General features: G+C 34.5%; 9 protein-coding genes. All 9 read left to right on the top strand.

Features of this window, described 5'->3' with window-relative positions; all coding sequences use genetic code 11:
* Positions 1–62: 62 nt before the first annotated feature.
* The 9 genes from OLM57_RS02260 (at position 63) to queG (ending at position 12,161) form a co-directional block, all read left to right on the top strand.
* Positions 63–3,131, top strand: a complete 3,069-nt coding sequence (locus tag OLM57_RS02260; RefSeq protein ID WP_264565618.1) for a TAT-variant-translocated molybdopterin oxidoreductase — start codon at positions 63–65, stop codon at positions 3,129–3,131.
* 36 nt (positions 3,132–3,167) lie between these two features.
* Positions 3,168–4,571 (top strand): NrfD/PsrC family molybdoenzyme membrane anchor subunit, encoded by a 1,404-nt coding sequence (gene nrfD, locus OLM57_RS02255; RefSeq protein WP_264565617.1) that lies wholly within the window; start codon positions 3,168–3,170, stop codon positions 4,569–4,571.
* Positions 4,564–5,088 (top strand): DUF3341 domain-containing protein, encoded by a 525-nt coding sequence (locus tag OLM57_RS02250; RefSeq protein ID WP_264565616.1) that lies wholly within the window; start codon positions 4,564–4,566, stop codon positions 5,086–5,088. The genes nrfD and OLM57_RS02250 overlap by 8 nt, the downstream gene beginning before the upstream one ends.
* Before the next feature lie 8 nt (positions 5,089–5,096).
* On the top strand, positions 5,097–5,645 hold the full coding sequence (locus OLM57_RS02245; RefSeq protein WP_264565615.1) for a c-type cytochrome: 549 nt from the start codon (positions 5,097–5,099) through the stop codon (positions 5,643–5,645).
* A gap of 30 nt (positions 5,646–5,675) precedes the next feature.
* Complete coding sequence (locus OLM57_RS02240) at positions 5,676–7,004, top strand: quinol:cytochrome C oxidoreductase (protein WP_264565614.1); 1,329 nt, start codon at positions 5,676–5,678, stop codon at positions 7,002–7,004.
* A gap of 19 nt (positions 7,005–7,023) precedes the next feature.
* The gene (locus tag OLM57_RS02235) at positions 7,024–8,181 is read left to right on the top strand and encodes a cytochrome c oxidase subunit II (RefSeq protein WP_264565613.1); all 1,158 of its coding nucleotides are present in this window, start codon (positions 7,024–7,026) and stop codon (positions 8,179–8,181) included.
* A gap of 28 nt (positions 8,182–8,209) precedes the next feature.
* Positions 8,210–10,006 carry a cbb3-type cytochrome c oxidase subunit I gene (locus OLM57_RS02230; RefSeq protein ID WP_264565612.1) on the top strand — a complete coding sequence of 599 codons (1,797 nt, stop codon included), beginning with the start codon at positions 8,210–8,212 and terminating at the stop codon, positions 10,004–10,006.
* Positions 10,007–10,084: 78 nt separating this feature from the next.
* A complete protein-coding gene (gene ruvB, locus OLM57_RS02225) occupies positions 10,085–11,107 on the top strand; it encodes a Holliday junction branch migration DNA helicase RuvB (RefSeq protein WP_264565611.1) in 1,023 nt (340 codons plus the stop codon).
* A gap of 130 nt (positions 11,108–11,237) precedes the next feature.
* On the top strand, positions 11,238–12,161 hold the full coding sequence (queG, locus tag OLM57_RS02220) for a tRNA epoxyqueuosine(34) reductase QueG (protein WP_264566940.1): 924 nt from the start codon (positions 11,238–11,240) through the stop codon (positions 12,159–12,161).
* Positions 12,162–12,192: the final 31 nt, after the last annotated feature.

Raw genomic sequence — 12,192 nt, 5'->3', positions numbered from 1 at the left:
ATTAGTAATAGATTAAACCTTGAAAAAAAAGAAAATTATTAAGATTAATATTTATATATAATATGTCATCAAACAAAAAATACTGGAAAAGTGTTGAAGAGCTAGACGGAAATAGTTCTATTGTTGAGGCGCTTAGAAATAACGAATTTGTTGAAGAAATTCCTACTGATGAATTTTTAGGAAATGAAGCGGCTTTGTCTTCTTCTTCAACTACACGTCGTGACTTTTTAAAGTACGTTGGTTTTAGTACGGCAGCAGCATCTCTTGCGGCTTGTGAAGGTCCAGTGCATTTGTCGATTCCTTATGTGTTGCAACCAGAACAAATTATTCCTGGAGTAGCAGATTATTATGCAACTTCAGTTTTTGATGGTTTTGATTTTGCAAATCTTTTAGTAAAGACTCGTGAAGGTCGTCCAATCAAAATAGATAACAATACTATTGGCGGTGCAAAATTTACTGCTAATGCAAGAGTACACGCTTCTATTTTGGGATTGTATGACAGTATGCGTTTGAAAGAGCCAAAGTTAGAGTCAAAAGATTCTACGTGGTCTGCTGTTGATTCAAAAATAAAATCTAGTATAGTTGATGCTAATGCAAAAGGAGGGCAAGTTGTATTTTTGACCAATACATTGGCAAGTCCTTCAACTGAAACGTTAATTGCTAATTTTATAGCGAAGAATCCTAATGCTAAGCATGTAGTATATGATGCTGTATCTTCTTCAGAAGCTTTAGATGCTTTTGAAACTGTTTATGGTGAAAGAGCATTAGTGGATTATGATTTCTCAAAGGCATCATTAATTGTTTCTGTTGGTGCTGATTTTCTTGGAGATTGGCAAGGTGGAGGTTATGATGCAGGTTATGCTAAAGGTAGAATTCCTTCAGGAACAACCGGAAGCAAAAAAATATCAAAACACATACAATTGGAGTCTAATATGACTTTGTCTGGTGCTGCGGCTGATAAACGTGTTGCTATGTCAACTGCTAATCAGAAACAAGCATTAGTTGTTATTTATAATATTATTTCTGGAGCATCTGTTGCTACTTCTTTGGATGCAGTATTTAAAGCAGATGTTGCTAAAGCAGCTCAACAATTAAAGGCAGCTGGTTCGAAAGGACTTTTAGTTTCTGGTATTCAAGATAAGAATGCTCAATTATTAGTTTTGGCCATTAATCAAATTTTGGCAAGTGAAGCTTTTAATACTTCAGGGACAAGACAAATCCGTAAAGGATCTAATGAAAAGGTTGCTCAATTAGTAAAAGATATGAATATGAATGCTGGTAGTGTTCATACTTTGATTATGAGTGGTGTTAATCCAGTTTACACTTTGGCTGATAGTAAGTCATTCGTTGAAGGATTGAAAAAAGTTAAAACTTCGGTTTCATTATCATTAAAAGAAGATGAAACTGCTTCATTGTCTACAATAGCTGCTCCAGTTCCACATTATTTGGAAGCTTGGGGAGATTTAGCTTTGACAAAAGGAACTTATAGTATTACTCAACCTACTATTCGTCCATTATTCAATACAAAACAATTTCAAGATATTTTATTGTCTATAAACGGAATTCCTGGAACATATTATGATTATCTGAAAGCTTTTTCAGGTTCAGTAATTGCTGGTTCGTCTTGGAATCAAGTTTTGCATGATGGTGTTTTTGTTGGTGTTATTCCTGCCGCTAGTGCTGGAACTGCCGATTATACTGGTGCTGCAAATGCATTGGCACAATCAAAATCTATTGGTCTTGAATTGGTGTTATATACTAAAACAGGAATGGGAGATGGTCAACAAGCAAATAACCCTTGGTTGCAAGAGTTTCCAGATCCATTGACAAGAGTTTCTTGGGATAATTATGTTACTGTTTCAAATGCAGATGCTAAGAAATTAGGGTTATCAAATGAAATTGTTGCTAACGGTGGACTAAATGGTAGTTATGTTACTTTAACTGCTAACGGAGTTAAACTTGAAAATGTTCCAGTAATCGTTCAGCCGGGTCAAGCTGTTGGAACTGTGGGAATGGCTTTAGGGTATGGTCGTAAAGCAGCTTTAAAAGAAGAAATGCAAGTAGGTATTAATGCTTACGCTTTATATGGTGGATTTAATAATGTACAATCTGTTTCAATCGTGAAAACTGGCGGAGAACACGAATTTGCTTGTGTTCAAGGTCAGAAAACATTGATGGGTAGAGGAGATATTATTAAAGAAACTACACTTGAAATATTCAATACTCAAGATGCTGAAATCTGGAATGAAAAACCAATGGTTTCTTTAGATCACCAAGAAGTTGAAGCAACTTCAGTAGATTTGTGGGGTTCATTTGATCGTTCTATGGGGCATCATTTTAATCTTTCAATTGATTTGAATGCTTGTACCGGTTGTGGTGCTTGTGTAATTGCGTGTCATGCCGAAAACAATGTGCCTGTTGTAGGTAAAGCCGAAGTAAGAAGAAGTAGAGATATGCATTGGTTGCGTATTGACAGATACTATTCTTCTGAAAGTACGTTTGCAGGTGATGATGAAAGAAAAGAAAATATAGCTGGTTTATCAAGCTCATTATCTACTTTTAATGAAATGGAAAAAGCAAATGCTAATCCACAAGTTTCTTTCCAACCTGTAATGTGTCAACATTGTAATCATGCTCCTTGTGAGACTGTTTGTCCAGTTGCTGCCACTTCACACGGGCGTCAAGGTCAAAATCAAATGGCTTATAACAGATGTGTTGGTACTCGTTACTGTGCTAACAACTGTCCTTATAAAGTACGTCGTTTCAACTGGTTCTTATACAACAAAAACAGCGAATTCGATTATTTCATGAATGATGATTTAGGTCGTATGGTTTTAAATCCAGATGTTAATGTTCGTTCTCGTGGGGTAATGGAAAAATGTTCAATGTGTATTCAAATGACACAGGCAACAATTTTGAAAGCTAAAAACGAAGGAAGAACTATTAAAGACGGTGAATTCCAAACTGCTTGTTCAAATGCATGCTCTACTGGAGCAATGATATTTGGAGATGTAAATGATAAAGAAGCTGTGGTTACAAAACTTGCAGAAGATGAAAGAAGTTATCATTTATTAGAGCATGTTGGTACGAAACCAAATGTTGTATACCATGTTAAAGTTAGAAATACCTAGTACAAAAATTATTAATTAAGAATCAAATAAAGGATTATGTCGTCTCACTACGAAGCAGCCATTAGAAAACCCTTAGTTATAGGTGATAAATCATATCACGATATAACTGTTGATGTAGCCGCACCTATCGAAGGTAAAGCAAACAAACAATGGTGGATTGTATTTACAATTGCATTAACAGCTTTCCTTTGGGGACTAGGCTGTATTATATACACAGTGTCTACAGGTATCGGTACTTGGGGATTAAATAAAACAGTTGGTTGGGCTTGGGATATTACTAACTTCGTTTGGTGGGTTGGTATTGGTCACGCAGGGACACTTATTTCTGCAGTGCTTTTATTATTCCGTCAACGATGGAGAATGGCGATTAACCGTTCTGCAGAGGCGATGACAATTTTCTCTGTAATTCAAGCGGGTTTATTTCCAATTATACACATGGGACGTCCTTGGTTAGCTTATTGGGTATTACCAATTCCAAATCAGTTTGGATCTCTCTGGGTGAATTTTAACTCTCCATTACTTTGGGATGTATTTGCAATTTCAACTTATCTTTCAGTTTCACTAGTTTTTTGGTGGACTGGTTTATTACCCGATTTTGCGATGCTACGAGATAGAGCTATTACACCTTTCAATAAAAGAGTATATTCTATTCTTAGTTTTGGATGGAGTGGTAGAGCTAAAGATTGGCAGCGTTTTGAAGAAGTATCTTTAGTTCTTGCAGGTTTGGCAACTCCACTAGTACTTTCTGTACATACTATTGTATCTATGGACTTTGCTACTTCTGTTATACCAGGATGGCATACTACAATTTTTCCTCCATACTTTGTTGCTGGAGCAGTATTCTCCGGATTTGCAATGGTAAATACTTTACTTATCATAATGAGAAAAGTTTCTAATCTTGAAGCATATATTACATTACAACATATCGAATTGATGAACATTGTAATCATGATTACTGGTTCTATCGTTGGTGTTGCTTATATTACTGAATTATTTATTGCTTGGTATTCTGGTGTAGAATACGAACAATATGCTTTCTTGAATAGAGCAACAGGGCCATATGCATGGGCATATTGGGCTATGATGACTTGTAACGTATTCTCTCCACAATTTATGTGGTTCAAAAAATTAAGAACAAGCATTATGTTTTCTTTCATTATTTCGATTGTGGTAAATATTGGAATGTGGTTTGAAAGATTTGTAATTATTGTAACTTCATTGCATAGAGATTATTTACCGTCTTCATGGACTATGTTCTCTCCAACATTTGTTGATATTGGAATATTTATTGGAACAATAGGTTTCTTCTTTGTTTTATTCTTATTATACGCAAGAACATTCCCTGTTATTGCTCAAGCAGAGGTTAAAACAATATTGAAAGCTACTGGAGAACATTATATTAAAGAAAGAGAAGCTAATAAACATTCACATCATGAGTAATAAAGTTATATACGCCATTTATAATGACGATGATATTTTGATGGATGCCGTAAAAAAGACACGTGCAGCTCATCACCATATTGAAGAAGTATTCACTCCTTTCCCAGTTCACGGATTGGACAAAGCAATGGGACTTGCACCTACAAGATTAGCGATATGTGCATTCATATATGGTTTGTGTGGTTTGTCTTTTGGTACTTGGATGATGAATTTTATTATGATTCAGGATTGGCCTCAAGATATTGGTGGTAAACCAAGTTTTAGCTATATCGATAACATGCCGGCTTTTGTGCCAATTATGTTTGAAGAAACCGTATTTTTTGCAGCGCATTTAATGGTAATTACTTTTTATATGAGAAGTAGATTATGGCCATTTAAAGAAGCCGAAAATCCAGATGTAAGAACTACTGATGACCATTTTTTGATGGAAGTAGCTGTAAACAATAATGAAGAAGAATTGGTTTCTTTTTTTGAAGGTACAGGTGCAGTAGAAGTAAAAGTAATTGAAAAGCATTAATTGTAGATATGAAAAGTTTATATAAAATAACACTTGTATTTGGTTTAATGATTTTGGTTTCATCATGTCATAATGATGCTAATCCAAATTATCAATATTTTCCAAATATGTACGAATCGGTAGGTTATGAAACTTATGCTACAGCGCCTGTAGATGTGTTTAAAAATGGTAAAGAAGGTCAGCTTCCTGCTGTTGGTTCTATTAATAGAGGTTTTGAACCTTTTGATTATGCTAATACACCAGAAGGATATGCTTTAGCAAAAACTAATTTAAAATCACCATTGGATTCTCTAGATAGAAATTCTGGTAAAGGAAAAGAACTTTTTGATATTTATTGCATTAGTTGTCATGGTGCTGCTGGTGATGGTAAAGGGAAATTAGTGGAGAGAGAAAAATTTCTTGGTGTTCCTAATTATAAAGATAGAGAAATTACTGAAGGAAGTATTTTTTATGTGGAAACTTATGGTTTAAATGCTATGGGTTCTCATGCTAATCAAATGAGTGCTCACGAACGTTGGTTAGTTGCTGACTATGTTCTTAAACTTAGAGCACAATAATAATTGTCGAACAAACTGATCGTAATAGATATGTATACATTTTCAAGTAAATTAAAAACTTTTTCTTTCGTCTTAATGGCTGTTGGTCTTTTAGGTATTGGATATGGTTTTTTAACTGCACCTAAAGACATTCAAGAAGTTGAAAAAATACTAGCTGCTGATGCTCATGGTAATCATCATGAAGGGAGTAGTGAATCTGAAGGAGCACATGCAGTTTCTGCGGAAGCAAAAGTAAAAGCAGAAGCCGAACATACAGAACACTTAACACATGTTTTGCATCAATTGGAAAATAAACCTTGGTCTGCACTATATGTAGCTTGTATTTTCTTTATGTTGCTTTCTCTAGGAACATTGGCTTTTTATGCTATTCAACAAGTAGCACAAGCAGGCTGGTCTCCTGTCCTTTTTAGAGTTATGCAAGGAATTACAGCTTATTTGCCTGTAGGTTCAGCTATATTCTTTATCTTCTTAATATTATGTGGTTTTCATTTTAATCATTTATTTATTTGGTTAGATCCAGAAGTTGTGGCTAATGATAAAATTATTGCTAATAAAGCTGGTTATTTAAATTTTCCTTTTTGGATTTTAAGAGCAGCTATATTTTTATTAGGATGGAATGCTTACCGTTACTTTTCTAGAAAAAATTGTTTGGCTCAAGATGACTCAAATGATAATAGTTTTTACAAAAAGAATTTTAATATTTCAGCAGGATTTTTAGTATTTTTTATTGTTACTGAATCAATCATGTCTTGGGATTGGATTATGTCTATTGATCCGCATTGGTCTAGTACTCTTTTCGGATGGTATGTTTTTGCTAGTTTCTTCGTAAGTGGGATTACTACGATTGCTATGGTGACTATTTACTTAAAATCAAAAGGATATCTGGAAAATGTTAATTCAAGTCATATTCATGATTTGGCTAAATTCATGTTTGGTATTAGTGTATTTTGGACTTATTTATGGTTCTCTCAATTTATGTTGATTTGGTATGCTAATATTCCAGAAGAGATTACTTATTTTGTAACTAGAATTCAAGTTTATAATTTGCCATTCTTTGGTGCTGTTGTTATGAATTTCTTGTTTCCAGTTTTAATTTTGATTAACACTGATTTTAAACGAATTACTTGGGTTTTAGTAATGGCAGGAACAGTTATATTGTTAGGTCATTATGTTGACTTCTTCAATATGATTATGCCAGGTACTGTTGGTGGTAGTTGGTTTATTGGTGTTTCAGAAATTGCATCCGTTTTATTCTTTCTTGGATTATTTATTTTTGTTGTCTTCTCAGCATTAACTAAAGCTCCTTTGTTGCCAAAAAGAAATCCATATATAGAAGAGAGTAAACATTTTCATTATTAATATTTAAAGAGATAAACAGATGACAAGTTTGTTGGTAATTATAGTTTTAGTTTTATTGGCTGTTGCTTTATGGCAATTGACGAAAATATTTGATTTGACACAGGTTGGATCTACTTCGGACAATTCTCAAGTAGCCAATGATGATGATAATAATTTGCAAGGATATTTGATGTTTGGCTTTTTGGCTTTCATTTATATCTTTTCAATATATGGTGTTTATACTTGGGGTCCCTTGGTATTGCATACACCAGCTTCTGAACATGGAGCTCTTATTGACAATTTAATGAATATTACTTGGGTTTTAATTTTTGTAGTTCAGGCTATAACACAAGTTCTATTGCATTACTTTGCATTTAAATACAGAGGGAATAAGGATAAAAGAGCCTTGTATTTTGCAGACAACAATAAATTAGAAGCTATTTGGAGTGTTATTCCTGCTGTTGTATTGGCTGGTTTGATTCTTTATGGCCTATATGCTTGGACTAATATTATGTTTATTGATGAAGATGACGATACTGTAGTGGTTGAATTATATGCTCAGCAATTTAAATGGACCGCCAGATATGCTGGTGCTGATAATGTTTTGGGTAAGGCAAATGTCAGACTTATTGAAGGGGTAAATACTTTAGGTGTGGACTTAGCCGATCCTTATTCTCAAGATGATATTGTAGTTTCTGAATTACACATTCCAAAAGGGAAAAAGGTGCATTTCAAAATGCGTTCACAAGATGTTCTGCATTCTGCTTATATGCCATATTTTAGAGCTCAAATGAATTGTGTTCCTGGTATGGTTACTGAGTTTGCATTTACTCCAATTTATACAACTTCTGAATATCAGTCATTACCTTTTATGGTTGCGAAAGTTGCAAATATAAATGCAATTAGAGCTAAGAAAAGTATTGAGTTGGTTGCAAAAGGTGAAACAGCTTTAGATCCATACAGTTTTGATTATTTATTATTATGTAATAAAATTTGTGGTGCTTCTCATTATAATATGCAAATGAAGATTATTGTTGACACCCCCGAAGAATATAAAAAATGGTTAAGCAGTAAAGCAACTTTGGTCAGTGAAGTAAAAGCTTCAAAAGAAGTTCCTGCAAATCCTGAAACTTCAATCGGAGCTGATTCAACAAAGTCTAAAGATACAGCTGCTGTTGTTAAAATAGCGATGAAATAATTATTAAGAAAATTTAAAGTATAAATATATGTCAGCAGAAGGTCACGATCACGGACACGATCACGAACACGAACACCACCATAAAGACACTTTCATTACTAAATATATTTTTAGTATCGATCATAAAATGATTGCCAAGCAATACTTGATTACAGGTATTATTATGGGTGTTATTGGTGTAAGTATGTCTTTGCTTTTTAGAATGCAATTGGCTTGGCCAGAGGAATCTTTTAAGATTTTTAACATATTGCTTGGAGATAAATGGGCTCCAAACGGAGTAATGGCTAATGATATTTACTTGTCATTGGTTACTATACATGGTACTATAATGGTATTCTTTGTTCTTACGGCCGGATTAAGTGGAACTTTTAGTAATTTATTGATTCCACTTCAAATTGGGGCACGAGATATGGCTTCCGGTTTTATGAATATGATTTCTTATTGGTTGTTTTTTCTCTCCAGTGTAATCATGATAAGTTCTTTATTTATTGAGTCAGGACCTGCAAACGCGGGTTGGACAATATATCCGCCTTTAAGTGCGCTTCCTCAGGCTATTTCTGGATCTGGATTAGGAATGACATTGTGGTTGGTTTCTATGGCTATATTTATTGCATCTTCTTTAATGGGATCTTTGAATTATGTTGTTACCGTAATCAATCTTAGAACAAAAGGAATGTCAATGACAAGATTACCGCTTACAATCTGGGCTTTCTTTGTTACTGCAATTATTGGAATTGTTTCTTTTCCAGTTTTATTGTCAGCAGCTTTATTATTAATTTTTGACAGAAGTTTTGGTACTTCATTCTTCTTGTCAGATATTTATATTGCTGGTGAAGTTTTACATTATCAAGGTGGTTCTCCTGTACTTTTTGAGCACTTATTCTGGTTCTTAGGTCACCCTGAAGTTTATATAGTAATTTTACCTGCTTTGGGTATTACTTCCGAAATTATTGCGACAAACTCTCGTAAACCAATCTTTGGTTACAGAGCGATGATTATGTCTATAATCGCTATTGCATTTTTGTCAACAATTGTTTGGGGGCATCACATGTTTATTTCGGGTATGAATCCTTTCTTGGGGTCTGTGTTTACCTTTACAACACTGTTAATTGCTATTCCATCAGCAGTAAAAGCATTCAACTACATTACAACGCTATGGAAAGGGAATCTTCAAATGAATCCGGCCATGTTGTTTTCAATTGGTTTAGTTTCTACTTTCATTACAGGCGGTTTAACAGGAATCATTCTTGGAGATAGTACATTAGATATTAATGTTCACGATACTTATTTTGTTGTGGCTCACTTTCACTTGGTGATGGGAATCTCTGCTCTTTATGGTATGTTTGCTGGTGTTTATCACTGGTTTCCACGTATGTTTGGTAGAATGTTAAACAAAAATTTAGGATATGTTCATTTTTGGGTAACTGCTATATGCGCTTATGGAGTGTTTTTCCCAATGCATTTCATTGGATTAGCTGGTTTGCCAAGACGTTATTATACCAATACTAACTTTCCTTTATTTGATGATTTACAAAATGTAAATGTATTGATTACAACATTCGCTTTAATTGGTGGCGCTTTTCAATTGGTATTTTTATATAACTTCTTTAGTAGTATTTTCTATGGTAAGAAATCGGTTCAAAATCCTTGGAAATCTAATACATTAGAATGGACAGCGCCTGTAGAACATATTCATGGTAACTGGCCTGGAGAAATTCCTCATGTACACCGTTGGCCTTATGATTACAGTAATCCTGCTCATGAAGTAGATTTTGTACCTCAAAATGTACCAATGAAAGAAGGCGAAGTAGTTTTACATCACTAATATTTCAAAAATTATAAAAAATGCCTTTCAGTCTTGAAAGGCATTTTTATTTTTGTATAACTTCGCTATCTTTGTCTTATGAATGAAAACTTAGATCCAACAAATAATTACTTTAGCTCTGAAGAACTAGATATCGAAAAAAGATTAAGGCCTTTGTCTTTTGACGATTTTGCTGGACAAGATCAGGTTTTGGAAAATCTTAAGGTATTCGTAGCTGCTGCAAATCAACGTAATGAGGCTTTAGATCATACCCTTTTTCATGGGCCTCCAGGATTAGGTAAAACCACGTTGGCAAACATTCTGGCTAATGAATTGAAAGTCGGTATAAAAATCACTTCGGGTCCTGTATTAGATAAACCTGGAGATTTAGCTGGTTTGTTGACTAACCTTGAAGAAAGAGATGTTCTTTTTATTGATGAAATTCATCGTTTAAGCCCAATTGTGGAGGAATATTTGTATTCGGCCATGGAAGATTTCAAGATTGATATTATGATTGAATCTGGACCTAATGCCAGAACAGTACAAATCAATCTGAACCCATTTACACTTATTGGTGCCACAACGCGATCGGGATTGCTAACGGCTCCTATGCGTGCCCGTTTTGGAATATCTTCTCGTTTGCAATATTATACTACAGAACTTTTGACATCAATTGTAGAGCGCAGTGCGTCCATATTTAAAATGCCCATCTCAATCGAGGCAGCTATCGAAATTGCAGGGAGAAGTAGAGGGACTCCTCGTATTGCAAATGCTTTATTACGTCGTGTTCGTGATTTTGCCCAAATCAAAGGGAACGGAACAATTGATGTCGAGATTGCCCGCTATGCCTTGAAAGCCCTTAATGTAGATGCTCACGGATTGGATGAAATGGATAATAAAATTTTGAATACTATTATAGATAAATTTAAAGGCGGACCCGTTGGACTGTCTACGTTGGCTACGGCTGTTTCTGAGAGTAGTGAAACTATCGAAGAGGTTTATGAACCTTTCTTAATTCAGGAAGGATTTATCATGCGAACGCCTAGAGGGAGGGAAGTTACAGACAAAGCCTATAAGCATTTAGGGAAAATTAGAACAAACATTCAAGGGGGGTTGTTTTAAATTTTAAGGAGCTTGTTCCCGCTATTCGTTGCAATCTTGTTTGTCCCGTTAAAAAACGGTACAAGCAAGGATTTTCACTGCTATCGGGGCTAGTTTGTTCTTGTCAAGTTCAATTTTTAAATAATCAGCCATATTAAATAAATCTAAATACACAGAATTCATAAAATCCGAAGCCAAGCGCCTCGGTTTTTTGTCATGTGGTATATCCAAAGCAGGATTTTTGGAAGAAGATGCACACCGTTTAGAACATTGGTTAAACAAGCAAATGAATGGTCAAATGTCCTATATGGAAAATAATTTCGACAAACGCTTGAATCCAACTTTATTGGTGGATGGAGCTAAAAGTGTTGTTTCGCTTTTGTTAAACTATTTTCCATCAGAAATGCAAAATACTGAGTCTTACAAAATATCCAAATACGCATACGGTCAAGATTATCATTTTGTTATTAAGGAAAAACTGAAAGAATTGCTTTTCTCAATTCAAGAAAGTATTGGAGAGGTTACCGGTCGCGCGTTTGTTGATTCTGCTCCGGTTCTTGATAAAGCTTGGGCCGCAAAAAGCGGATTGGGTTGGATAGGTAAAAACAGTAATTTATTGACTCAAAAAGTGGGTTCTTTTTATTTTATTGCTGAACTTGTTATCGATCTTGACCTCGATTATGACACTGCAACAACAGATCATTGTGGCTCTTGTACTGCTTGTATTGATTCTTGCCCAACTGAAGCGATTGTTTCCCCTTATGTGGTTGATGGAAGTAAATGTATCTCGTATTTTACAATTGAACTTAAAGAAAATATTCCCGATGAAATGAAAGGAAAATTTAATGACTGGGTTTTTGGATGTGATGTGTGTCAAGATGTTTGTCCCTGGAATCGTTTTTCTAAGCCACATAATGAACCTTTGTTTAATGCAACTCCAGAATTGTTGTCAATGTCTAAAAAAGAATGGAGAGAAATAACAGAAGAGGTTTTTAATTCATTATTTAAGAGTTCGCCAATTAAAAGGTCTAAATATCAGAGATTTAAAAATAATATTTCTTTTATGGATAAATAATTTAATTTCTTTTTTTGTTTTTTTTTAGATG

Source organism: Flavobacterium sp. N3904, assembly GCF_025947305.1.
In the GTDB taxonomy this organism is placed as follows: domain Bacteria; phylum Bacteroidota; class Bacteroidia; order Flavobacteriales; family Flavobacteriaceae; genus Flavobacterium.
Note: the sequence above shows the minus strand (reverse complement) of the source record. Positions and strands in the feature narration are given on the sequence as shown.